Source organism: Streptomyces sp. NPDC059224 (assembly GCF_042754285.1).
GTDB lineage: Bacteria > Actinomycetota > Actinomycetes > Streptomycetales > Streptomycetaceae > Streptomyces.
This window is the reverse complement of record NZ_JBHZAN010000002.1, coordinates 236,587-258,135: the sequence shown is the minus strand read 5'-3', so window position 1 is coordinate 258,135 and position 21,549 is coordinate 236,587. Positions and strand designations below refer to the sequence as shown.

Sequence of the window (21,549 nt, the reverse complement as noted above, 5' to 3'; positions counted from 1 at the left end):
GGCGCCCTCTCTACGGCAGTAGGACGGGAATAATCAGCTTGGCACCGAAGGCAATTACAACCACGCCGGCGACGCAATCCAGGCCGCGTTGGACCGCTGGCTTGTTGAGCCAATGCCCCAGAAAATGGACACCGAGTATCAGCAGGCTGAACCAAATTAAATCTATAGCGTTGTGGATCAAAGCCAGGAGGAGCCCCATCAGAAAATGAGGGGCGCCTTCCGGGATGAACTGCGGCAACATTGCCATGTAGAACAGGCCGAAACGGGGATTGAGCAGGTTCGAAAAGAACCCGCGCGACCATGAGCGAATGGGCAGCTCGCCCCTTGGTGAACTCGCGGCATCGGCTTCGGAGACACCCGCCCCCCTTCCTCTGGTTCGGGCACGACGGAGCATGCCGATTCCCAGCCAGATCAAGTAAGCGGCGCCCGCGACGCAGAGCACCGTGTAGGCAGTCGGCGAGGCTGCGAGAATCGCGCTTGCCCCGACAGCGGCAGCCAAGCCCCAGCACAGTACTCCCACACTGATACCGAAGACGGTCGCGTAAGCGTTCCGCGTTCCCTGACTCGCCGCTGAGCGGAGGACGAGAGTGGTGTCCAACCCTGGAGTAATAGTGAGAACGGTAGCAACAGCGACGAAGGCGCCAATCTCCGATAGCACGCTCATGAGGCGATCCCTTTACGGCACAAAGAGGATGTAGCTGGCCAGTGTAGCGATGGAAAATCCAATGATTCCACGAGGCTTCAAAAGTGCAAAACCTGTGTGCAGTAGCAATCCAATGGAGATGGCCCATGGCCGAGCTTGGGGCACGAAAAGCGCGATCGGTATCACTGCCTCCAGGACTATTGTGGCCTGCGCGGCAAACCGCCACTTCTTGATCCCGGCAGGGCTGTCATCCAGTGCTTTCAGCACGGGACGCGGATAGAAGAACTCCTTGTACGGCAACCGATCCTTGACCTCTTCCGCTCCATGGACGTATTGCGCGAGCAGTAATCCGCTCATGAAATGAGGCGATCGAACCTTCAGCCACACGCCGTTCCAGTAGAGGTCAAGAGTTATCAGAACCGCTAGAAACTGTGCCCAGGCGTTTGTTGAGGAAATTCGATCGGAAAATGAGAATCCAGTGCCAAGATTTCCGGCGGGCAGCAGGCATGCAACCATCAGAGCCATGTAGATGGTGTTGTACCGGTACTCGTAGATGAGTTCGTAGAAGAGTCCACAAAGTACCAGTAGCGCTGATATTTTTGGTTCGACTCCGCAGATTACGGCAACACTCGCAAGGAGGCGTATCGCAACTACGGGTCGGTAGGTGGTGCTTATTAGATCTGCCTGTTCCTCGCCCATCCGATGTTTCAGCGCGTAGTGTGTGTATCCGCCCCGTTCGAGGCGGAACCATCCGCGATGGAGCAGTGCCAACGCAAACTTGACGAAGCACGCGACACCGATCAGGATTCGGAAATATTGGAGCCGGTTCTCAGATGTTGGAGTCGAGAATCCGGACGTAAGCGCGTCAAGCAACCACATGACTGTCCTCGACCGTGATCGGCTTTTCACCCTCAGCCCAGAGCATGCGGCCAGTGCCGTTTACTTGGCCGTGCTCGGTGGATACGTAGTCGACTACCAACTGAAGTTCGCTAAGAGAGATTGCGAACTCCCCCGATGGTAAGACCTCGAAAATGTTGACTTCCTCGGCAGCTTCGGCATCGCCCGCTCTAAGGTCGACGATCACGGAGGAGCCGAGTGTGAACATCGGCCAACTGAGAATTTTCCCTGATTCTCGAAGGAAGCCAACCCAGATCATCCTCAGGACGACGAGTACCGTCACAAATACCTGCGCGGCACTGACTAGGTCGATGCGTGACATCGAATCCCCTTATACCGAAGCGGGCTTCAAGCGGAGTGGACCGCCCGGCCCCCTTCTCGCGGGGTCGGGCGGTCCTTGGAGTCCGTGACTCAGTGGTCGCGGCGCTCCGCCTTGGCCGGGTTGGCGAGGGTGATGCCGCTGATGATCTTGACGATCTTCTTCATTTCATCCTCCACTTGGTTACACCGTATGCGCTTCGCGATTCCCGTTATCCGGGGGAAGTGCATGATCCCGACGCCAGAAACGTAAGAGGTGCCGACGATACCGGTCAAGAACATGGTGGGAAAACGTTGAAGGTTACACGCATGTGTGACTTGGGGCAAAGTGGATGTAGTCAACGCGGTACAGGGGGATATCTGGACAGCGCATTCTGGTGGGTGATCCGCAGGATTTCCGCATCGGTCTTTTGTTGAATGTTAATCCGAGATTTGCGGTGGTGTCATCCGCGATGGTACGGGGTGCTGGCTGAAGGTGACGTTGAGTGGTCATGCTTGATGGAAGGTAAAATGATTCCCATGGATTCGCGTGCTGGCGGTTTGGAGCTGGTGATTCAGGGATTTCCTGTTGGCTGGAAAACGGAAGCAAGGACATGGCGCGATATGAACGGCTCAGGAGTGGCGGAAGTCCAGGACAGCCAAAAGGGGCGCCATCCCGGCCCTCGGCGTCGCGGCGCGCCCTCGGCGTCGCGGCGGCGCCTGTCATCGGGACGAAGGTCGGTGGCCGGCCCGCTTGGACGCAGCCTGCCGACTGGGCGAACTGCGCGTGCGGACACCGCATGGAGCACCTTCTGACCATCACCGGCGACATACAGCCGGGCGACTGCGGTGGCGTCTACTTCTTCCGTTGCCGCCAGTGCCCCGGCCTCCCGTGGGACTGGCGCTTCGGCTGCCACTGACAGCTGAGGTCGGTGCGGTCTTCAGGACCGGGTCGACCCTCCGGGGTGCCGGTCCCTTCTCCCGTGCCCACTCGTGACGGCAGTCGGCCCAGGCCGGCGTCGACTGCCGACGGGGCTCAGAGCAGGCCCAGGTCGCCGAGTTCCTTGTACAGGCCGGAGCGTGGCTGCGGGGCGTCGCCGGTCACCGCCCGGGGGGTTCCTCCGCCGGTGCCGGTCCGCGGGCGCCGGTCCCGCAAGAGCCAGGCGCCCAGCAGCCCGCCCAGCAGCCCGCCGAGGTGTCCGAGCCAGCTCACTCCCGGCGTGCCGGGCACGGCCACGGTGAGGAGGTAGGCGAAGGAGGCGCCCATGACGATCCCGATCAGCGTGTCGATCAGGTGCCGGTCGAAGAGCCCGCGTACGACGACGTAACCGAAGTACCCGAAGATCAGGCCGCTGGCGCCGACCGTGGCCACGTCGCCCTTCTCGAAGAACCAGACCACGACACCGCTGCTCACGGCGATCAGCAGGGTCAGCGCGAGGAACCGCAGCACTCCGCGGTAGGCGGCGAGGAAGCCGAAGACGAACAGCGGACCGGAGTTGCTCTCGATGTGCGCCCAGCTCCAGTGCAGCAGCGGCGCGACCAGGACGTCGGGCAGCGTGCCGGGGTCCCCGGAGACCACGGCGTAGTCGCGGGAGAGGGCGTAGTGGTCGGCGAAGTTGGCCAGTTGCACTAGCCAGACGACGGCGAGCAGCGCGAACATCACGAAGAACGCCTTCCGCGCCTCCGCGATCATCTCCTCGGGACTCGCCGGTGCCGTACCGGCCCGGTTCACGTTCTCCCCACCCATGGCAGGATCCCCCTCCGTTTTCACCTGCTAGGTTACGCGCGACAAGCCGACGGGCACGGGCCCGTGGACACCGGGATGTAGGCATGGGCCGAGCGGGAACAGCCGTGCCCGCACTGCTTCTTCTGCTGACCGGCTGCACCGGTGCGGTGTCGGCCGGCGACCGGACGACCGCGGTCGGGACGCAGGCCGGGACGGCTTCCGCCGGTGAGGCCTCCGCCACCGCAGCTCCCACCGCCTCCGGCGGCTGGGACCCCCGTACTCCGCCTCAGCTCCCGGACGCGCAGAGGACGTTCGTCGAAGTCGGTGGAGAGACGGGCGCTCATTCCTTTCCGGTGATCTCGGACATCCGGCGGGGAACCCTGCAGGTCTCGGTGGTCTGCTCCGGTTCCGGGACCGTCGAGGTCAAGGTCGGCTCCATGACGGGTTCCTCCACCGTGTGCGCCGACGGCGGTCCTGGGCAGTATGACGAGATGGTTGTCGACCGCGAGTGCAGAAACGTTTCTGTGTCGGTCACTTCCAGGACGACCGGATCCTGGGGGCTCTCGGTGGGATGGACGAAGGTCGTCGCCGAGCCGCCGGGCTGACACGCGTGGGAGCCGCCGTGCGGTCACAGCGCCGGCTCCGCCCACAGGTCGGCCGGTACGACGCCGGTGGAGCGGCCGTAGGGGTCCAGGAGGCGGCCGAGGAGTTTGTCCTGGCGCAGGGTGATGACCCGGTCGGCGATGTCCAGGGCGGGGTGGGCCGCGGCCAGTTGGCTCTCCAGGCGGAGGATGTCCGCGAGTGAGTGGAGCGTGGCCTGGAGGATCAGGTTCTCGGGGCCGCTGATCGCGGCGCAGTTGCGGGTCTCGGGGAGGCGGATGAGGGCCTGCCCGACGTGCGGGAGGTCGGCGGGCGGGACCTTCGCCCAGAAGGTCACGGCGACCGGCCAGCCGCCCAGCGGGCGGGCGAAGTCGCAGCGGAAGCGGAGCAGACCGCCGCGGGTCAGGCTCTCGATACGGCGTTTGGCGGTGGAGAGGCTGACGTCCAGGTGCCGTGCCAGGGTCTGGTAGGAGATACGGCCGTCGTGGGCGAGGTGGGTGATCAGGTCACGGTCGACGGGAGTGGTCCCCGCCGTGGCGGCGGCGGTGGCGTGGGCCGGGGGCGGTGGCGGGGGTGCCAGCCGGGCCCGCTGGGCGGGGGCGAGCGCCGCGATACGCCAGTGGCCGCCCTCGGTGAACATGTGGGTGACGACCCGGGACCGTACGGCTGTGATGCCGGGCAGGTGCGGGAGCCGGTCGAGGGTGTAGCGGGACAGGGCGGACAGGTCCTGGGTGGCGACCGTGGTCAGGAGGTCGTGGCCGGTGGCCGTGCGTTCGATGGTGACCATGTGGGGGTGGGCGCCGAGGGCCTCGGCGACCCGGGCCGTCGCTCCGGGCGCGCAGTCGATCACCACGTACGCCACACAGATCTGTTCGAGCAGGCGCGGGCCGGGGGAGAAGCCGACCCAGGCGGTGCCCTGCTCGGCGAGGCGGTGGTAGCGGCGGGCCACGGTGACCGGGTCGACGTCCAGGACGCGCCCGAGCTCGGTCCATGAGGCGCGCGGGCGCAGCTGCAGGGCGTTGATCAGCGCCAGCTCGTCCTCGCTCAGCAGGGCGGGGACAGCATCCTGCACCGGCGGGCCCATGAGGCGAGAATCCTGCGTTTCGGGGCTTTGCCGCGTCACTCTCTCATTGTGGACCCGAGGGCCCGCAACCGGCGGGCGCGCTCGCAAGGAGGTCTGGATCATGGCTTTCGCCGACTACCAGAACGAGATCTACCTCGACGGTCTGCGCGGGGTGACGCCGCCGTTCCCGATGACGTTCGACGATCTGGAGCCGTTGGCGCAGGCCGCGCTGCCCGCCTCGGTGCGGTCCTACGTCGCGGGCGGCGCGGGCGACGAGCGCACCCAGCGGGCCAACGTCAGCGCGTTCGAGGGCTGGGGGCTGGTGCCGCGCATGCTGGTGGGCGCCCGTGAACGGGATCTGTCCGTCGACCTGTTCGGGATGCGGCTGGCCACGCCGTTGTTCATGGCGCCGGTCGGGGTGATCGGACTGTGCGCGCAGGACGGCCACGGTGATCTCGCGGCCGCGCGTGCCGCCGCGCGTACCGGCGTGCCGATGGTCGCCTCCACGCTGACCGTCGATCCGCTGGAGCAGGTCGCCGCCGAGTTCGGCGACACCCCGGGCTTCTTCCAGCTGTACACCCCCACCGACCGGGGCCTGGCCGAGAGCCTGGTGCACCGCGCCGAGCGGGCCGGTTTCAAGGGGATCGTGGTCACCCTGGACACCTGGGTCACCGGCTGGCGGCCCCGGGACCTGACCACCGGCAACTTCCCGCAGCTGCGCGGCAACTGTCTGGCCAACTACACCAGTGACCCGGTCTTCCGCTCCCTGCTGGGCGGCCGGAGTCCCGAGGAGGACCCGCAGGCCGTGGTCGCCCTGTGGGCGGGGATCTTCGGCAACCCGCTCACCTGGGACGACCTGCCCTGGCTGCGGTCGATCACCGATCTGCCGTTGATCCTCAAGGGGATCTGCCACCCCGAGGACGTCCGCCGGGCCAAGGACGCCGGTGTGGACGGCATCTACTGCTCCAACCACGGCGGCCGGCAGGCCAACGGCGGCCTGCCCGCCCTCGACGCGCTGCCCGGCGTGGTCGAGGCGGCCGACGGCCTGCCCGTCCTGTTCGACTCCGGGGTGCGCACGGGAGCCGACATCGTCAAGGCCGTGGCGCTGGGCGCGACCGCCGTGGGCGTCGGCCGCCCCTGTGCGTACGGTCTCGCCTACGGTGGTGAAGCCGGACTGGTGCATGTACTGCGCGCGCTGCTGGCCGAGGCCGACCTGATCATGGCAGTCGACGGCTATCCGACGCTCGCCGATCTCACGCCGGAGACCCTGCGACGCGTCGGGTGACCCGTCGGTCCGGGGGGTGCGCGGGGCGGGCGCGCGGCGCCGCGGTATCCGGGCGCCGGTAGGGGGGTGACGAGAACGCCGGGCGTGGCGCTCTCCAGGGGGGAGGATGACGGCACGGCGCGCGATGACATGGTGTGACGGCGGACGGCGTCGTAGGCTGCTATCCGGAACTGGTTCCGGTTGACGTCTCGAAGGTAAACGGAACTTGTTCCGTTTGCAAGTGGCGCAGGTGAAGGTGCGGGCGAAAGGGGCTGACGGTGTCCGGAACCGACGGAGGCGGGGCGACGCCCCGCCGGCCGTTGCGCGCGGATGCGCGGCGCAACGAGGACCGGCTGCTGGAGGCGGCGGCCGAGGCCTTCGCCCGGGAGGGATCGGGCGCCTCGGTCAAGGACATCGCCCGGCAGGCCGGCGTCGGCGTCGGCACGCTCTATCGCCGGTTCCCCTCCAAGGAACTGCTGATCGAGGCGGTGTACCGGCGCGAGGTGCGGCGATTGTGCGAGGCGGCGGAGGAGCTGGCGGCGACGCTGCCGGCAGTGGACGCGCTGCGGACCTGGATGGAGCGGTTCATCGACTTCATGGCGGCGAAGCAGGGGATGGCCGACGCGCTACGGGTGATCCTGACCGACGACAGCGAGAAGCTGCACACCCGGACGCTGCTGGTCGACGCCATCGCCTGGCTGCTCGACTCCGCGGAGGGGGCGCCACCGGTGGCGCGGCCCGGGGTCGACGCCCGCGACGTGCTGATGGCGCTCGGGGGGATCAGCCTGATGGCGGCGAACGAGGAACAGCGTGAACTGGCCGGCCGGCTCATCGACCTGCTGCTGCGCGGGGTCGTGGAATCCAGTTGAGACGCCGTCCGGGGTACGGAAGGGTCCTCGGCCATGGAGTTCTTCTGTTACCACCGTGACCGGGCCGGTTCGCTGGCGCTGCGTGAGGAGCTGGTGGAGGAGCACTGGTCCTACATGGACCGGTACGAAGCGGAGCTGATCGCCCGCGGGCCGGCCTTCGGCGCCGACGGCGAGACGGTCGCCGGCAGTGTGCACATCGTCGGTCTGCCGGATCCGGCGGCCGCCCGCGCGTTCGCCTTCGACGAGCCCAACCACCAGGCCGGCGTCTACCGGGACGTTCTGCTGCGCCGGTGGCGCAACCTGCTGGGCCGCACCATGCGGGAGTTCCCGGGCGGCCGGGCCGGCGGCCGGCGCTACCTGGTGCTCGGCCTGGGCCCGCACCCGACCGCCGCAGCCGCCGCCACCGCAACCGCCACCGCTTCCGGCCCCGGTCTGCCCTCAGGCGTCGATCACGACGAGCTGATCGCCTTCGGTCCGCTGCTGTCCGACGACGCGACCGCCTGGCTGGGTACGGCGGCCCTGGTCCGCGCGCCGGACCCGGAGACGGCCCGTGCCGTCCTGGCTCCGCACCGGTACGCGGAGACAGAGGTGTACCAGTGGGAGTTCGGCGGCCGCCGGTGACCGGCCACGGCGGGCCGTCGGCCGCTAGACGGTCAGCAACTCCGCCAGTGCGTCGGCGAATCGCGTGACGCGGTCCAGCCGGGGACCGCCGCGGGCGACACGGAAACCGTGTCGCCTGCCCCAGAAGGCGGCCTGCACGGCGTGGAACTGCGCCCAGCGCACGACGCGTTCGCGGTCGAGTTGTGCCGCCTCGGCGAAGGCGTCCACGAGGCGGTGGACCGTCTTGGTGAGGTCGTCGGCCCGCATGAGGGACTCGGCGCGGGACTTGAGCAGCGTGCCGCCGTCGTAGGCCGGGTCGCCCGCGCAGCCCTTCGGATCGACCGCCAGCCACGGTTCCCGGTCCGCCCGCAGGATGTTCCCCGCGTGCAGGTCGCCGTGGACGAGGGTGTCGGGCTGGTCGGGGCCCAGGCAGCGGGCGGTGGCGACGGCCGCGTCCACCACACGGGGCGGCAGCGCGTGCCCGAGTTCCGCCGCGTCCCCGCGCAGCTCCGCCTCCCAGGCGCCGGCGCGGTCCCTCAGCCGGGGCAGCCCTGCCGGCGCCGGAACGGCCAGGCGGTGGTTCAGCCGGCCGGCGACGGTCACCACCGTCTCGTCGTCGGAGCGCAGGGCCGCCAGCGTGGACATCCGGGCCCGTTCCAGCAGGAGGGCGAACCGGGCGTCGTCGCGCCGGTGCAGGAAGACCGCTCCCCGGCCCTGCCACGCCTCGAATGCGTCCGGCTCGTGCACGTTGCCGGGGTGCGGGAAGGACACCTTCAGGACGTACCGCCCACCGGACCGCTCCCGTACCGGGACGATCAACCCCACGCCCCCGTGGGTCACCTCGCCGTCGGGAACGCACGCCCAACGCTCCAGCAGATCCTCCACGATCGCGGGGAGCCCGGCGATCCAGGCCGCCCCGCGCTCGCCCTCGCGGTCGATCGTGCCCCGCGCCAGCCTCTCCGGAATGCCGATCATCCCGGCACCCTACGCCGCGCCGGGCGGTTCGTCCGGCACAGGGCGACCGGCGTACGGCCGCGTCCGCAGGCTCCCCCCGGCCCCTGCTCGTAGGCTGGCCGCGACACGGACCCCACCGGTGGAGGAAGCTCTCATGCGCGGCGGCTGGAGCAGCGGTGACATCCCGGACCTCACCGGCCGTGTCGCCGTCGTCACCGGGGCCAACAGCGGGCTCGGGTACGTCACGGCGCGCGAGCTGGCCCGCAAGGGGGCCCGGGTCGTGCTCGCCTGCCGGAGCGAGGCGCGCGGACAGGAGGCGGGGGACCGGATGGCGGCCGAAGTTCCGGACGCGCACCTCGAGTTCGGGCGGCTGGACCTCGGGGACCTGGCCTCGGTGCGGGACTTCGCCCACTCGTTCCCGTACGGCCGCCTGGATCTCCTGGTCAACAACGCCGGGGTGATGGCGCCGCCGTACGGGACCACCGCGGACGGGTTCGAGACGCAGTTCGGGGTCAACCACCTCGGGCACTTCGCCCTCACGGGGCTGCTCATGCCCGTACTGCTCCGGACCCCCGCCGCCCGGGTCGTCACGGTCTCCAGCATGATGCACGTCATCGCCAACATCGACCTCGACGACCTCCGCAGCGCACGCCGCTACCGACGGTGGGTCGCCTACAGCCGGTCCAAGTCCGCCAACCTGCTCTTCGTCCACGAGCTGGCCCGGCGCGTCGACGCCCACGGGGGCGACCTCGTCGCGGCCGCCGCCCATCCCGGATACGCGGCCACCAACCTGCAGACCGCCGGGCCGCGTGCCGAAGGGCGGCGCGGGGCGGAGCGGGCGATGACGGCCGCGAACGCCCTCTTCGCACAGTCCGCCGAGGCGGGCGCGCTGCCCACGCTGTACGCGGCCACCGCCCCCGGCGTCCGGCCCGACTCCTTCACCGGGCCCTCGATCGCGATGTGGCGCGGCGCCCCCGCCCCCTCCTGGCGGGCGCCCTGGACCCGTGACGACACCATGGCGCGACGCCTCTGGGAGGCGTCGGAGCGGCTCACCGGGGTCTCCTGCGAGGCGGTACTGAAAGAGATCTGAGAAGCCCGGCGGAGTGCTGAGAAGCCCGGCGGATTCCCGGGCGACACGGCGGCCGCCGCCACCGCCGCCACCGCCGCCACCGCCGCCTCCGAGCACCGACGTCCCGGTGCGCGGACGGCCGGGTCGTGCTTGCCGCCGAAGGCCGCGCAGGGGCCGGCCCGCCCGGCGCCCGGGTGCCCGGCCGGGCCGGCCACGGACGTGGCCTCGTGGTCGTGCCGCCGAAACGGTCAGTCCCGTGCCGGCGGTTGCGGTACGGCGGCCCGTACCGCGTAGGCGGTCACCCGTACCGTCTCGTCGTCCAGGCACTGGCCGGTGGCCAGGTCGAAGCGCTGCTTCAGCAGGGGCGAGGCGACGAACGGGCGGCCCCGGTGGGTGCCGGTCAGGCCGCGGGAGAGGACCGCCGCGCCGCCGAAGGGGTCGCGGTTGTCGATCGCGAACAGACGGTCCGCGCGGTCCCGGAAGACGGCGGCCTGGCGGCCGTCCGGCAGCAGCGCGGCCACCCCCCGCCCCGGGGTCAGCCGGCTCAGGCCGCAGACCGTGAACCAGCCCTCGTCGAGCTGGAGTTGAACCATCAGGTCGGTGGTCTCGGGTGCCAGGGTCATCGCTGGGCGCTTCCTTCCAGAACATCCTCGGCGGGGCGCATGCCGATCGACAGCAGGGGCAGGTCGGGCTTCATCTGGTCGCGCTCGGGCACGAAACCGACGACCGGGTCGGGTGTGTCGGGGGCGTTGACGAAGGAGACGAAGCGGGCGAGCTTGTCGGGGTCGGCGACGGTCGACGCCCACTCGTCGGCGTAGTGGGCCACGTGCGCCGCCATCAGGGACTCCAGCTCCTCGCAGATGCCGAGGGAGTCCTCCACCACCACGTCGCGCACGTGGTCCAGGCCGCCCGGGATGCGCTCCAGCCAGGTGGACGTGCGCTCCAGGCGGTCCGCCGTACGGATGTAGAACATCAGGAAGCGGTCGATCAGCCGGACCAGTCCGGCGTCGGTCAGGTCCTGGGCGAGCAGATCCGCGTGGCGCGGAGTGGCACCGCCGTTGCCCCCGACGTACAGGTTCCAGCCGCCCGCCGTGGCGATGACACCGAAGTCCTTCGACTGGGCCTCGGCGCACTCGCGGGCGCAGCCGGAGACCGCCGACTTGAGCTTGTGCGGCGACCGCAGACCCCGGTAGCGCAGCTCCAGGTCGATCGCCATCCGGACCGAGTCCTGGACGCCGTAACGGCACCAGGTCCGTCCCACGCACGACTTCACCGTGCGCAGCGACTTTCCGTAGGCGTGGCCCGACTCGAAACCGGCGTCCACCAACCGTGCCCAGATCAGCGGGAGCTGTTCCACGCGGGCGCCGAACATGTCGATCCGCTGGCCGCCGGTGATCTTCGTGTAGAGACCGAAGTCGCGGGCTATCTCACCGATCACGATCAGCCCCTCGGGGGTGATCTCACCGCCGGGGATGCGCGGGACGACCGAGTACGAGCCGTTCTTCTGGAGGTTGGCGAGGAAGTGGTCGTTGCTGTCCTGGAGCGCCGCCTGCTCGCCGTCCAGGACGTAGCCGCTCACGCCGATGGCCGGGGCGAGGGAGGCGATGACCGACGCCACCGCCGGCTTGCAGACCTCGCAGCCGTCGCCGCCCCGGGCGCCGTCCCGGCCGTAACGGTCGAGCAGCTCCCGGTAGGTGCGGATGCGCAAGGCGAGGACGATCTCGTACAGCTCCTCGCGGGTCTGCGCGAAGCAGCCGCACATGCCCTTGTCGACCTCGACGCCGGACGCCTCCAGCTCGGCCGTGACCAGCTGGCCGAGGACCTTGACGCAACTGCCGCAGCCGGTACCGGCCCTGGTGCACTTCTTCACCTCCGGCACGGTGGTGCAGGAGTGCTCGCCCACCGCGCCCCGGACCGTGCCCTTGGTGACGTTGTGGCAGGAGCAGACGACCGCCTCGTCGGGGAGCGCGGACGGCCCGAGCCGGGCGCCGCCGCCCGCGTCGGCCGGCAGCACCAGCGACTCGGGGGCGACCGGCGGCACCGAACCGGTGAAGGCCCGCAGCGTCCCGTAGGCGTCCGCGTCGCCGACCAGGATGCCGCCGAGCAGCGTGCCGTCCCGGCCGATGACCAGCTTCTTGTACAGGCCCGAGCGGGCATCGGAGTAGACGACGTCCAGGCAGCCCTCGGCCGTCCCGTGCGCGTCGCCGAAGGAGGCCACGTCGACGCCGAGCAGCTTGAGCTTGGTGGACAGATCCGCGCCGGTGAAGGCGGATTCGGCTCGCGCGATGGCGGCCGCGGCCGTCGCCGCCTGCTCGTACCCCGGCGCTACCAGTCCGTACACCCGGCCGTCCGCCGCCAGCGCGCACTCGCCGATGGCGAACACACGGGGGTCGTCCACCGTACGGCACTGCTCGTCGACGGCGATGCCGCCGCGTTCGCCGACGGACAGGCCGCAGTCCCGGGCGAGTTGGTCCCGCGGTCGGACGCCGGCGCTGAACACCACCATGTCGGTGGCGAGTTCGGAGCCGTCGGACAGCCGCATGCCGACGACGGCGCCCGTGTCGTCGGTCACGATCTCCTGGGTGCCTACGCCCGTGTGCACGCTCAGACCCATCTCCTCGACGGTGCGCAGCAGGGCCGCACCACCGCCCGCGTCCACCTGCACCGGCATCAGGCGGGGTGCGAACTCCACGATGTGCGCGGTGAGTCCGAGTCCCTTCAAGGCACCCGCGGCCTCCAGCCCGAGCAGGCCGCCGCCGACCACGGCACCCACCGCCGCCCCCGACTTCGCGTACGCCTCGATCGCCAGCAGGTCCTCGATCGTGCGGTAGACGAAACAGCCCTCGGCGTCCTTGCCCGGGACCGGTGGCACGAACGGGTAGGAGCCGGTGGCCAGGACGAGCGTGTCGTAGGCGAAGACCCGTCCGGACCTGGCCGTCACCTTCCGCGCCGCCCGGTCGACGGTCTGCGCCGGGTCGCCGACGTACAGCTCGATGCCGTGGGCGTCGATGAACCCCATGTCGGTCATGGAGAGGTCGTCGGCGGACGTGCCCGCGAAGTACGAGGTGAGGGCGACGCGGTCGTAGGCGGGGCGCGGCTCCTCGCACAGCACGACCACGCGGTGCGTCGCGGTCAGGCCGCGCTCGGCCAGCGCCTCGAGGAAGCGCTGGCCGACCATGCCGTGACCGACGAGCACGATGGTGGGGGCGGACCCCGGGGTGGCGGTCATCAGGAGCCTCCGTCGTCGGCGGACGCGCCCGGCACGGCGCCGCGGCCGGGGCGTGTTCCCACGCCGGCGCCGGTCGCCACCACACGCGTGTTCAAGGTCATGCCGAGGAGCGTGCGGCGCCGACGTTACCCGGCCGCATCCCCCCTGTTTCCCGCGCGGAACGCTGCCCTCATCGGGGGCGGGGCCGGGATGTGAGGGGTCAGCGGCTCGCCGTCAGGTGGGCGAAGACGACGACGTTGCCCTGGTAGCCGGTGGTCCGGGAGTAGCCGCCGCCGCAGGTGATGACTCTGAGCTCCGGGCGGCGCGCGGCTCCGTAGACCTTCTCGTCGGGGAAGGCGCTGGCCCGGTACACCTCGACCGCGTCGACGGTGAAGACGGCGACGGTCTTGTCCTGCCGGTCCACCTCGATCGTCGCGCCGCGCTTGAGGGCGCCGAGGTCGTAGAAGACGGCGGGGCCCTCGGTGTTGTCCACGTGTCCGGCGACGATCGCGGTGCCCCTCTCGCCGGGTGCGGTGCCCGACTCGTACCAGCCGGCGAGGTTCTTGTCCGCGGCCGGCGGGACGTCGAGGCTGCCCGCGGAGGTGAGGGCGAGACCCATGAGGGGGGCGTTCACCCGGATCGAGGGGATGCGTATGCGGGTGGGCGGGGACGGGGGCAGCGCGGGGGCTTCGAGGCGTTCCTCGCCGGGGTCGGGGCGGCCCTCGGCGGCGGACGGCTGGGGTGGCGCGCTACGGGGGCCGAAGCCGGGGCCGAGCAGCCAGACGCCCGAGCCGAGCGCCAAGACGGTCACGGCGGCTATCGCGGTGTCCCCGATCTTGCGCATGCGATCCCCTAGGTCGGAGGTCGGAGGTCGGAGCTTCTGACGCGGGGGAAAGGGGCTCGCGGGAGCTGCCTGACCCCCTACCCCCTCCGGGCCGCGAGGGGCGTCGGACCCGGAGGGGGTGGGATGTGCGGTACCGGCGGACGGACAGCGGAGGGTGTCCGTCAGATCCCGTCGCCTCTCGCCCGGCGATGCAGGAGCCAGGTACCGCCCGCGGCGGCGACGGCCAGAGCCGTCACACCTGCCGCGGTCTGCACGGGGTCGGTGCCCAGGGCACCACCGACCCCCGTCTTCACGCTGCCGTGGGGCTGTACCTGCCCGCCGGCAGCCGGCATCAGTGCCACCACCAGGTCCCCGGTCACCTGCTGGTTCCCGTCGGCGCACTTCGCGACGATCTCGTACGTCCCCGGCTGCGCGCCGTCCGGCACCTGGAACTGGCCGATCGCTTCGCCCTCATGGGTGCTGGGCGCGAGCGTGAACGTCCCGGCGCCGACCGAAGTGGCGTCGCCGAGCGCCGAGGACTTCTCCCCGCAGACGGCCGTGTTCACGGAGACCTGGGCGCCGGGGGTCGTGGTCGAGGGGTAGACGGCCAGGCTGCCGGCACTGCCGCCGTACGCCGGCGCGGCGGCGAGACCGGCCGCGGCCACGGCGAGCGCGGCCCCGGTCAGTGGACGGACAGTGCGTCGCATGGTGCTCCCTCGTCGAACTCTTCCCACTTCCTTGCTCTTCCGAGGTAAAAGCAGGCGGGCCGGGCCCGCTCCCCGAGATTCCGTCAGGTGTGGGATGAATGGGTGTCACAGGACGGTGCCCGGGCAACGGCTGTGAGGGAGTTCCGGCAGGTCAAGGGCGCTACAGAGGGTCCAGTATGAAAAGCACACGAACGGCGGCCCCCGCGGGGAGTGAACGGGTGACCGCCCGGGACCGTCCCCGGCACGTCACCCGCCCCGGCGGCGGTGCGGCGAGCGCGGCCCCGGGCCGGCCCGGTCACCGCCGGAAAGGGGAGGACGTGGCCGGATTTCCGGCCTCGGAATACCGGGGAATCAGGCCAGGTGTTGATTCCGGTCCGGACTCCGCACGGCATTGCGCGCGGTGTTCGGGGGCGGCGGGCGGGGATTCAGCCTCCTTCCGGTGTCATCCGGATCGCCGCTATGTCGAACTGCAGCCGTACCGTCTCGCTCACCATCGCGCCGCCCTCCGCCAGGCGGGAGTTGTAGGACAGGCCCCAGTCCATGCGGTTGATGGTGGTGGTGCCGTCGAAGCCGACGCGCTCGTAACCGAAGGGGTCCGTGACGTTGCCTATGTAGGTGAGTTCCAGGTCCACCGGGCGGGTGGTGCTCCTGATGGTCAGGTCGCCGGTCATGACGTACACGTCGGGGGACTTGAGGCGGACCGCCGTGCTCTGGAAGCGCATGCGCGGGTGGGTCGCGGCGTCCAGGAAGTCGCGACCGGTCAGGTGGGCGTCCCGCTGTTCCACGCCCGTGTCGACACTGGCCGTGGAGAGGGTGATCTCCGCCCGGGAGCGGGACGGGTCGCGGCCGTCGAAGTAGAGGCGGCTGCGGTACTCGGCGAAGGACCCGCGGACCGTCGTCACCATCGCGTGCCGGACCGAGAAACCGATTCTGCTGTGTGCCGGGTCGATGATCCACTCGCCGGTGAGGGCGGCGAGGGCGGGGTCGAGGAGGACGGGTGCCGAGGCGGGGGAGGCCGGCGCCGCCGGGCGTGGGGGGACCGTGGGGGTGCGGCGAGGCATGTGGGGGCGGCTGAACAGGTTCATGGTCAATCTAGTTAGTGCACGCGGGGAATTGCCGCAAGTGGCCGTCGGGGCGGCGGGGTTCGGGAATTGCGCGGGGCGTCACCAAAACTGCACATCACTGCACGGCATCGCCATGGGATCCACTCGGGAAACGCCCGGAATTCCCCGGCCCCGTGTTTTTTGAATTGCGCCGTCCCCCTTTTTCCGGGGTGCGTGTGACGGCCGTCCCGGTGCACCGGCACCGGGACGGCCGTCCTCGGTTCCGCGTGCCGCCGCTCAGTTCACGTTGACCGCGCTCCAGGCCGCCGCCACCGCGTTGTACTCCGCGCTGCCCGCGCCGTAGAGGTCCTTCGCCGCGTTGAGAGTCGTCGTGCGGGCGCCCGCGTAGTTGGTGGAGGACGTCATGTAGACCGTCAGCGCGCGGTACCAGATCGCGCCCAGCTTGTCGTGGCCGATGCCGGTGACCGTCGAGCCGTTGTACGTGGGGGAGTTGTAACTCACGCCGTTGACGGTCTTCGCGCCGCTGCCTTCCGCCAGCAGGTAGGCGAAGTGGTTGGCGACGCCCGACGAATAGTGCACGTCCAGGTTCCCCACCGACGAACTCCAGTAGTCCGCCGAGTTCCCGTCCTTCGACGGCTGGTCCATGAAGCGCAGCGCCGCCTTGCCGAAGCCGGAGCGGACGATCTTCTCGCCGATCAGGTAGTCGGCCGGGTCGGAGGAGTTGTTCGCGTACCACTCCACCAGCGTGCCCAGGATGTCGGAGGTCGCCTCGTTCAGGCCGCCGGACTCGCCCGAGTACGTCAGCGCCGCGGTCTTGGAGGTGACGCCGTGGGTCATCTCGTGGCCCGCCACGTCCAGCGCCACCAGCGGACCGAAGGTGGTCCCGTCGCCGTCGCCGTACGTCATGCAGAAGCAGCTGTCGTCCCAGAAGGCGTTGTTGTAGCTGTTGCCGTAGTGGACGCGGTTGTACGAGCCCTTGCCGTCGCCCGCGATGCCGTTACGGTTGTGGACGTTCTTGTAGTAGTCCCAGGTCTCGTTGGTGCCGTACTGGGCGTCGACGGCCGCCGAGGCGCGGTCCGCGGTCGCCCCGGTGCCCCAGTGGTTGTCGGTGTCCGTGAACACGGTCGACGGCGCCCGGACGATGCAGATGCCGAAGACGCACAGGTCCGTCTTGTTGGCCGCGTCACCCGTGTACGTGTTGCCGCGGGTGGGATCCGTGAGGTTGTACGCCGATCCCGACTGCGTCGTCTCCAGCGGGACCGTACCGCTGTACAGCGACCTGCCGTCGCCGGTCGCCGTCTCGATGCTGTCCCAGGCGTCGATCTGGGCGCCGGTGCGGGCGTCGGTCAGCACCGTGCGGGCGACCGGGTTGCCGAGCGAGTCCTTGCCGACCGCGTTGGTGCGCCAGGCCAGCTTGGGGGCGCCGTGCAGGGCGTCGACGACCAGCTCCGGCTTGGCCCGCACCTGCTTCAGCGCGTCGCCGAGGTTCGCCGCCCGCAGCGCGTTCACCGCGAGGCCGGCGGCCTTCGGGGCGGATATCTCCGGGACGGTGGAGGCGAGGGATATCGTCCCCCGGGTCGCCCGGTCGGCACCGCGGTAGGCGCCGTCCGCCTTGAGGTGGACGACGAAGTCACCGCCCAGCACGGGGAGCTGACGGTAGGTACGGTCGTAGCGGACGTGCTGGGTGCCGTTGCTGTCGACGATCACGTCCCGGACCTTGGTGCCCTCGGTGGAGGTGAGGCCGAGGGTGCCGGCGTACCGGACGAGCGCCTGTGCCGCGTTCTCGATCGCGGTGGCCCGGGTCGGTCTCGTGTCGGCGTGGGCGGCGGGAGAGAGCGCGGCGGCCAGCAGGGTCGCGGTGGTGGCGGCGACGCCGGCCGTGGCGAGACGGGAAACTCGGGTGTTCCGTGTCCGGCTCATCGGTCTCCTTGGAGATGCGCCTCAGAGGCGTGGGGGTGGCGCTGATGACGACTGCGATTTAAGAGGCCATGACAACTCATGTCCATAGCGCCTCCATGGAGATGTGTGTGGGGGTGAAGGGGGTGGAGAATCCTTTCTGTGACCACCCGGAACCGTCGCCACCTCCCCTTCTTCGTCTACGGCACGCTCCGCCCCGGCCAGCCCAACCACGACCTGTTCCTGCGGGGGCGGACCGTGTCCGAGGAACCCGGCCGGCTCCCCGACGCGGTGCTGTACGACGGGCCTGGCTATCCCTACGCGGTCGAGGAGCCGGGCGGTGAACTGAGCGGTGAACTGGTCACCGCCCGCCCTCAGACGTACGACCGGCTCCTCCTGGAACTCGACGCGTTGGAGGAGTACGTGCCGGGGGACCCGCGCAGTCTGTACGTGCGCGTGGAGCGGGACGCCGTACGACGGCGGGACGGGGCCGCCGTCCGGGCCTGGGTGTACCTCGCGGGGGACGTCGTCGCCGCCCGGCTGCGGACGGACGGCCGCCGTATCGAGGGCGGTGACTGGCGGGCCCGCGGGCAGCCCGGCCCGACCGTCCCGTGACGGCGGCTCCGGCGGTTCCTCGCGGCCCATGTGGCTTGATCCGGGCCGGGGTTGGCCGATCGGCGACCGTTGAGACCTCGAGGGGCCGCACTACAGTCGTGCACCTGTTCGCCAAGCACCACGCACGCCCCCCGACGGCCCCGACCGGGCCCCCGCCGCACCCGGACCAGGCCTCCCCCCACGTACACGTAGGCGGCCAGGAGGTCTTTGAGCCATGCCTCTGCGTCACCTCACCCCGCGCGACCAGCACCTCTTCTGGCGGTACGGCCGCGGCCCCGGCGCACCCGTCCACGAACCGCTCGTCCACCGCGCGGTCGGACGGCACGCGATCGTCCACCCCCACGCCGTCGCCGCCGAACACCACGGCGCCACCCTCACCTACGGCGAACTCGACCGCTACGCCCTCGCCGCCCACCTGGTCCGTGCGGGCGTCCGGCCGGGCGACCACGTCGGCCTGTTCACCCGCCGTTCCGTCCCGATGCCGGTCGGCCTGCTCGCCGTTCTCGAGGCCGGTGCCGCCTACGTCCCCCAGGACATCGGCCGCACGCCCCCCGGGCGGCTCCGCCACGTCGTCCGCACCGCGCGTACCCGGGTGGTCCTCACCCAGAAGGAACTTGCCCCGCGCATCCCGCTCCCCGACGGCCACCGGCTGATCGCCCTCGACGACCCCGTGCCCTACCAGCGGGTCACCCCGATCCTGCTCCCGCACCCCGACGACGGCTGCCACGTCCTCTTCGCCGCCGGCCGCCCCGAAGGCGTGAAGGCGACCCACCGCAACGTCACCAACCTGCTGCTCACCGAGCCCGGCGGCCTCGGCACCCGTCCCGGCGACCGGGTGGCCCAACTCCTCGACCTCGCCTCGGGCCTCGCGGCCTGGGAGATCCTCGGCTGTCTCGCCGGCGGCGCCACCCTGGTCATCCGCGGCGCGGACCTCGCCGCCGCGGCCCGCTCCGCGACCGTCCTGATCGCCACCCCGGCCGTGCTGTCCGGCATCGACCCCGCCGACTGCCCACGCCTGCGCACGGTCGCCGTCGCCGGGGAGCCCGGCCTGCCGCGCCCGCTCGCGGACCGCTGGGCGCGGCGGGCCGCGCTCTTCGACTGCCGGGGCCCGGCCGTGGGGGCCGTCGTGAACACCATGGCCCGCCACGACCCGGCGGCCGTCCGCCCGGCCGCCTGCCGTCCCGTCGCCGACACCACGGTGTACGTCCTCGACGCCGACCGCCGGCCGCTGCCCGTCGGCGAGCGGGGCGAGGTGTGGGCGGGCGGCGCCTGCGTCCCGGCGGGACACGTCGGCGGCGACGCGTCGAACACCGGGCGGTACGCACCCGATCCGTTCCTCGGCGAGGGCCACACCATGGTCCGCACCGGCGCGCTCGGCCGCTGGAACGCCGACGGCGGCCTCGACCACCTCGGCCGCGCCGACGGCCACCGAACGGAGCCGCCCGCTTCGCGTCCGCGCACCGGTGGCGGCCGCCCGCGTCAGGCGGCCGGGCCCCCGGCGGCGGCCACGTACGCCGACACCGCCCCGTGCTCCTGACCGGTCCACCCGGCCCGGCGGTCCGCCGCGGCCAGGGCCTTCGCGACCCCCGGTTCCCTCTTGCCGAGGAACCGGGGGTTCGGCTCGAACAGCACGTCCACGGCCGCCTTGCCCGCCGCGAGGACCTCCCGCGTCCCGCCGTAGTACCAGGTCGCGTCGTGCTTGGCGTCGACCCCGACGCCGTACGACTGCACCCCGGCCGCCTCGCACAGCGCCACCGCGCGCCGGATGTGGAAGCCCTGGCTGATCAGTACCGCCCGGTCCACGCCGAAGATCTTCTTCGCGCGGACGCAGGAGTCCCAGGTGTCGAAGCCCGCGTAGTCGCTGACGATGCGCCCGGCCGGGACTCCGTGCCCGGTGAGGTAGGTGCGCATGGCGTCGGGCTCGTCGTAGTCCTCGCGGCTGTTGTCGCCGGTGACGAGGACCACCTTGATACGCCCCTCCTTGTACAACCGGGCCGCCGCGTTCAGGCGGTTGGCGAGATACGGCGACGGCTCGCCGTCCCACAGGCCGGCGCCGAACACCATCGCGACGTCGGTGCGGGGGACGTCCGCCACCGTGCGCAGCCGGCCGGCCGTCGACACGTACAGCCAGGTGGCCGGCAGCAGCGCCAGCACGCAGCCGGCCATCACACCCTGCACCAGCCGCCGTCTGCCGGTGCGGGTGCGCGGCAGACGCGGTCGGCGGATCTTCATACGGTTGTCCCCCTCGGCTTCCCTCGGCGTCCCCCTGGCCTCTTTCGGAGGCCCCGACCCTGGAGGACGCGGGACGAGGCGATCCGGTTCGCTCACAACGGCCGGGTTCGTGACGTGAAGCGTACGAAAACTCCCGTGACGGTCAGGCAACGGGGGTGCAACCCCGCCCGGCGAGGATTCCTGCATGACCGTGTCCGACCTCCCCCCGCGCCCCGGCCCGCCCGCACTGGTCCTGGTGGCCCACGGCAGCCGTGACCCGCGTGCCCTCACCACCGTGCGCGCGCTCATGGACCGGGTACGCGCGCTGCGCCCCGAACTGTCCGTGCACCTCGGCCACATCGAGCTGAACGAACCGCCGCTCCCGGACACCCTCGCGGCCCTCGGCGGCACCCCCGCCGTCCTGGTCCCGCTGCTCCTCGCCCGCGGCCACCACGTCAAACGGGACATCCCCGAGGCGGCGGCCGCGGCGCAGGCGCCGACGCGGGTGGCGGGCCCGCTCGGCCCGCACCCGCTGCTCGCCGACACGCTGCACGCCCGCCTGCTGGAGGCCGGCTGGCGGCGCCGGCCCGCGAGCGCCGTCGTCCTTGCGGCGGCGGGTTCCCGCGATCCCGACGCCAGGGCCGACACCGGCCGCACGGCCCGGCTCCTCGCGGAACGCCTGGGCGTCCCGGTCGTCCCGGCCTACGCGTCGGCGGCGACGCCCACGGTCGCGGACGCGATCACCGCCCTGCGGGCGAAGGGCCGCCACCGCATCGCCGTCGCCTCCTGCTTCACGGCCCCGGGCCGCTTCGCCACGCAGTGCGCGCGCCACGCTCCTTGGCTGGCGTCGGCCCCGCTGGGAGCCCACGACGCGATGGCCGCCCTGATCCTGCACCGCTACGGACAGGCACGGGAAACGCCGGTCACAGCAGCGGCCTAGAGGGGCGCCGGTGGTACCCCCGGCCGAAGGCGGGGGAGGAACCGCGCGACCGGCCACGACGCTCCCGCACCCGAAACCCGGCCCGGCAGGCCGGCAGCGCCTC

22 protein-coding genes are annotated in these 21,549 nt (G+C 71.0%); 8 read left to right on the top strand and 14 right to left on the bottom strand.

Features of this window, described 5'->3' with window-relative positions; all coding sequences use genetic code 11:
* Nucleotides 1–10 precede the first annotated feature (10 nt).
* From ACFXI4_RS03625 to ACFXI4_RS03605, 5 genes are all read right to left on the bottom strand, one after another.
* Nucleotides 11–664: a LysE family translocator gene (locus tag ACFXI4_RS03625; RefSeq protein WP_384987813.1), complete on the bottom strand. Its 654-nt coding sequence runs from the start codon at nucleotides 662–664 to the stop codon at nucleotides 11–13.
* Between the two features lie 12 nt (nucleotides 665–676).
* Nucleotides 677–1,516: a hypothetical protein gene (locus ACFXI4_RS03620; RefSeq protein ID WP_384987811.1), complete on the bottom strand. Its 840-nt coding sequence runs from the start codon at nucleotides 1,514–1,516 to the stop codon at nucleotides 677–679.
* Nucleotides 1,509–1,862: a hypothetical protein gene (locus tag ACFXI4_RS03615; RefSeq protein WP_384987809.1), complete on the bottom strand. Its 354-nt coding sequence runs from the start codon at nucleotides 1,860–1,862 to the stop codon at nucleotides 1,509–1,511. Before ACFXI4_RS03615 ends, ACFXI4_RS03620 begins: the two co-directional genes overlap by 8 nt.
* An 89-nt stretch (nucleotides 1,863–1,951) precedes the next feature.
* Entirely contained in the window at nucleotides 1,952–2,140 is a 189-nt protein-coding gene (locus ACFXI4_RS03610; protein ID WP_384987807.1) for a hypothetical protein, read from the bottom strand.
* A gap of 733 nt (nucleotides 2,141–2,873) precedes the next feature.
* Complete coding sequence (locus ACFXI4_RS03605; RefSeq protein WP_384987805.1) at nucleotides 2,874–3,584, bottom strand: rhomboid family intramembrane serine protease; 711 nt, start codon at nucleotides 3,582–3,584, stop codon at nucleotides 2,874–2,876.
* A 104-nt stretch (nucleotides 3,585–3,688) separates the two neighbouring features.
* On the opposite strand from ACFXI4_RS03605, the gene ACFXI4_RS03600 reads away from it, so the two are divergent.
* A complete protein-coding gene (locus ACFXI4_RS03600) occupies nucleotides 3,689–4,168 on the top strand; it encodes a hypothetical protein (protein ID WP_384987803.1) in 480 nt (159 codons plus the stop codon).
* Between the two features lie 23 nt (nucleotides 4,169–4,191).
* Here ACFXI4_RS03600 and ACFXI4_RS03595 read toward each other — a convergent pair whose 3' ends face one another.
* A complete protein-coding gene (locus ACFXI4_RS03595; RefSeq protein WP_384987801.1) occupies nucleotides 4,192–5,235 on the bottom strand; it encodes an Lrp/AsnC family transcriptional regulator in 1,044 nt (347 codons plus the stop codon).
* Nucleotides 5,236–5,347: 112 nt separating this feature from the next.
* Between ACFXI4_RS03595 and ACFXI4_RS03590 the strand changes: the two genes are divergently transcribed.
* The 3 genes from ACFXI4_RS03590 to ACFXI4_RS03580 all read left to right on the top strand — a co-directional run bounded on the left by ACFXI4_RS03590 (nucleotide 5,348) and on the right by ACFXI4_RS03580 (nucleotide 7,980).
* Nucleotides 5,348–6,511, top strand: coding sequence for an alpha-hydroxy-acid oxidizing protein (locus tag ACFXI4_RS03590; protein ID WP_384987799.1), 1,164 nt, complete (start codon nucleotides 5,348–5,350; stop codon nucleotides 6,509–6,511).
* 257 nt (nucleotides 6,512–6,768) lie between these two features.
* The gene (locus ACFXI4_RS03585; RefSeq protein ID WP_384987797.1) at nucleotides 6,769–7,359 is read left to right on the top strand and encodes a TetR/AcrR family transcriptional regulator; all 591 of its coding nucleotides are present in this window, start codon (nucleotides 6,769–6,771) and stop codon (nucleotides 7,357–7,359) included.
* A gap of 33 nt (nucleotides 7,360–7,392) precedes the next feature.
* Complete coding sequence (locus ACFXI4_RS03580; protein ID WP_384987796.1) at nucleotides 7,393–7,980, top strand: YciI family protein; 588 nt, start codon at nucleotides 7,393–7,395, stop codon at nucleotides 7,978–7,980.
* A gap of 24 nt (nucleotides 7,981–8,004) precedes the next feature.
* On the opposite strand, the gene ACFXI4_RS03575 is transcribed toward ACFXI4_RS03580, so the two are convergent.
* Nucleotides 8,005–8,934, bottom strand: a complete 930-nt coding sequence (locus ACFXI4_RS03575) for an aminoglycoside phosphotransferase family protein (protein ID WP_384987794.1) — start codon at nucleotides 8,932–8,934, stop codon at nucleotides 8,005–8,007.
* 133 nt (nucleotides 8,935–9,067) lie between these two features.
* Here ACFXI4_RS03575 and ACFXI4_RS03570 point away from each other — a divergent pair, with 133 nt between their 5' ends.
* Nucleotides 9,068–10,003 (top strand): oxidoreductase, encoded by a 936-nt coding sequence (locus tag ACFXI4_RS03570; RefSeq protein WP_384987909.1) that lies wholly within the window; start codon nucleotides 9,068–9,070, stop codon nucleotides 10,001–10,003.
* Nucleotides 10,004–10,230: 227 nt separating this feature from the next.
* Here ACFXI4_RS03570 and nirD read toward each other — a convergent pair whose 3' ends face one another.
* The 6 genes from nirD to ACFXI4_RS03540 all read right to left on the bottom strand — a co-directional run bounded on the left by nirD (nucleotide 10,231) and on the right by ACFXI4_RS03540 (nucleotide 17,704).
* The gene (gene nirD / locus ACFXI4_RS03565) at nucleotides 10,231–10,605 is read right to left on the bottom strand and encodes a nitrite reductase small subunit NirD (RefSeq protein WP_384987792.1); all 375 of its coding nucleotides are present in this window, start codon (nucleotides 10,603–10,605) and stop codon (nucleotides 10,231–10,233) included.
* Nucleotides 10,602–13,211, bottom strand: coding sequence for a nitrite reductase large subunit NirB (gene nirB / locus ACFXI4_RS03560; RefSeq protein WP_384987790.1), 2,610 nt, complete (start codon nucleotides 13,209–13,211; stop codon nucleotides 10,602–10,604). Before nirB ends, nirD begins: the two co-directional genes overlap by 4 nt.
* A gap of 199 nt (nucleotides 13,212–13,410) precedes the next feature.
* Entirely contained in the window at nucleotides 13,411–14,034 is a 624-nt protein-coding gene (locus ACFXI4_RS03555; protein WP_384987788.1) for a class F sortase, read from the bottom strand.
* Between the two features lie 161 nt (nucleotides 14,035–14,195).
* Nucleotides 14,196–14,720: a hypothetical protein gene (locus ACFXI4_RS03550; protein WP_384987786.1), complete on the bottom strand. Its 525-nt coding sequence runs from the start codon at nucleotides 14,718–14,720 to the stop codon at nucleotides 14,196–14,198.
* Between the two features lie 425 nt (nucleotides 14,721–15,145).
* Nucleotides 15,146–15,805, bottom strand: coding sequence for a YceI family protein (locus tag ACFXI4_RS03545; protein WP_384987907.1), 660 nt, complete (start codon nucleotides 15,803–15,805; stop codon nucleotides 15,146–15,148).
* A 255-nt stretch (nucleotides 15,806–16,060) separates the two neighbouring features.
* Nucleotides 16,061–17,704, bottom strand: a complete 1,644-nt coding sequence (locus ACFXI4_RS03540; RefSeq protein ID WP_384987784.1) for a M4 family metallopeptidase — start codon at nucleotides 17,702–17,704, stop codon at nucleotides 16,061–16,063.
* Between the two features lie 138 nt (nucleotides 17,705–17,842).
* Between ACFXI4_RS03540 and ACFXI4_RS03535 the strand changes: the two genes are divergently transcribed.
* The gene (locus ACFXI4_RS03535) at nucleotides 17,843–18,295 is read left to right on the top strand and encodes a gamma-glutamylcyclotransferase family protein (protein WP_384987782.1); all 453 of its coding nucleotides are present in this window, start codon (nucleotides 17,843–17,845) and stop codon (nucleotides 18,293–18,295) included.
* Nucleotides 18,296–18,509: 214 nt separating this feature from the next.
* Entirely contained in the window at nucleotides 18,510–19,832 is a 1,323-nt protein-coding gene (locus ACFXI4_RS03530) for an AMP-binding protein (protein ID WP_384987780.1), read from the top strand.
* On the opposite strand, the gene ACFXI4_RS03525 is transcribed toward ACFXI4_RS03530, so the two are convergent.
* Entirely contained in the window at nucleotides 19,775–20,527 is a 753-nt protein-coding gene (locus tag ACFXI4_RS03525) for a vancomycin high temperature exclusion protein (RefSeq protein ID WP_384987778.1), read from the bottom strand. The genes ACFXI4_RS03530 and ACFXI4_RS03525 overlap by 58 nt on opposite strands.
* A gap of 184 nt (nucleotides 20,528–20,711) precedes the next feature.
* On the opposite strand from ACFXI4_RS03525, the gene ACFXI4_RS03520 reads away from it, so the two are divergent.
* Nucleotides 20,712–21,446 (top strand): sirohydrochlorin chelatase, encoded by a 735-nt coding sequence (locus ACFXI4_RS03520; protein WP_384987776.1) that lies wholly within the window; start codon nucleotides 20,712–20,714, stop codon nucleotides 21,444–21,446.
* The last annotated feature ends 103 nt before the right edge of the window (nucleotides 21,447–21,549 follow it).

Excerpts from the sequence above, each read along its gene's own strand:
- ACFXI4_RS03615 (WP_384987809.1), bottom strand. The coding sequence starts at position 1,862 with ATGTCACGCATCGACCTAGTCAGTGCCGCGCAGGTATTTGTGACGGTA.
- ACFXI4_RS03605 (WP_384987805.1), bottom strand. The coding sequence starts at position 3,584 with ATGGGTGGGGAGAACGTGAACCGGGCCGGTACGGCACCGGCGAGTCCC.
- ACFXI4_RS03550 (WP_384987786.1), bottom strand. The coding sequence starts at position 14,720 with ATGCGACGCACTGTCCGTCCACTGACCGGGGCCGCGCTCGCCGTGGCC.
- ACFXI4_RS03580 (WP_384987796.1), top strand. The coding sequence starts at position 7,393 with ATGGAGTTCTTCTGTTACCACCGTGACCGGGCCGGTTCGCTGGCGCTG.
- ACFXI4_RS03530 (WP_384987780.1), top strand. The coding sequence starts at position 18,510 with ATGCCTCTGCGTCACCTCACCCCGCGCGACCAGCACCTCTTCTGGCGG.
- ACFXI4_RS03610 (WP_384987807.1), bottom strand. The coding sequence starts at position 2,140 with ATGTTCTTGACCGGTATCGTCGGCACCTCTTACGTTTCTGGCGTCGGG.
- ACFXI4_RS03540 (WP_384987784.1), bottom strand. The coding sequence starts at position 17,704 with ATGAGCCGGACACGGAACACCCGAGTTTCCCGTCTCGCCACGGCCGGC.
- ACFXI4_RS03545 (WP_384987907.1), bottom strand. The coding sequence starts at position 15,805 with ATGAACCTGTTCAGCCGCCCCCACATGCCTCGCCGCACCCCCACGGTC.
- nirD (WP_384987792.1), bottom strand. The coding sequence starts at position 10,605 with ATGACCCTGGCACCCGAGACCACCGACCTGATGGTTCAACTCCAGCTC.
- ACFXI4_RS03525 (WP_384987778.1), bottom strand. The coding sequence starts at position 20,527 with ATGAAGATCCGCCGACCGCGTCTGCCGCGCACCCGCACCGGCAGACGG.
- ACFXI4_RS03625 (WP_384987813.1), bottom strand. The coding sequence starts at position 664 with ATGAGCGTGCTATCGGAGATTGGCGCCTTCGTCGCTGTTGCTACCGTT.
- ACFXI4_RS03520 (WP_384987776.1), top strand. The coding sequence starts at position 20,712 with ATGACCGTGTCCGACCTCCCCCCGCGCCCCGGCCCGCCCGCACTGGTC.
- ACFXI4_RS03590 (WP_384987799.1), top strand. The coding sequence starts at position 5,348 with ATGGCTTTCGCCGACTACCAGAACGAGATCTACCTCGACGGTCTGCGC.
- nirB (WP_384987790.1), bottom strand. The coding sequence starts at position 13,211 with ATGACCGCCACCCCGGGGTCCGCCCCCACCATCGTGCTCGTCGGTCAC.
- ACFXI4_RS03575 (WP_384987794.1), bottom strand. The coding sequence starts at position 8,934 with ATGATCGGCATTCCGGAGAGGCTGGCGCGGGGCACGATCGACCGCGAG.
- ACFXI4_RS03555 (WP_384987788.1), bottom strand. The coding sequence starts at position 14,034 with ATGCGCAAGATCGGGGACACCGCGATAGCCGCCGTGACCGTCTTGGCG.
- ACFXI4_RS03570 (WP_384987909.1), top strand. The coding sequence starts at position 9,068 with ATGCGCGGCGGCTGGAGCAGCGGTGACATCCCGGACCTCACCGGCCGT.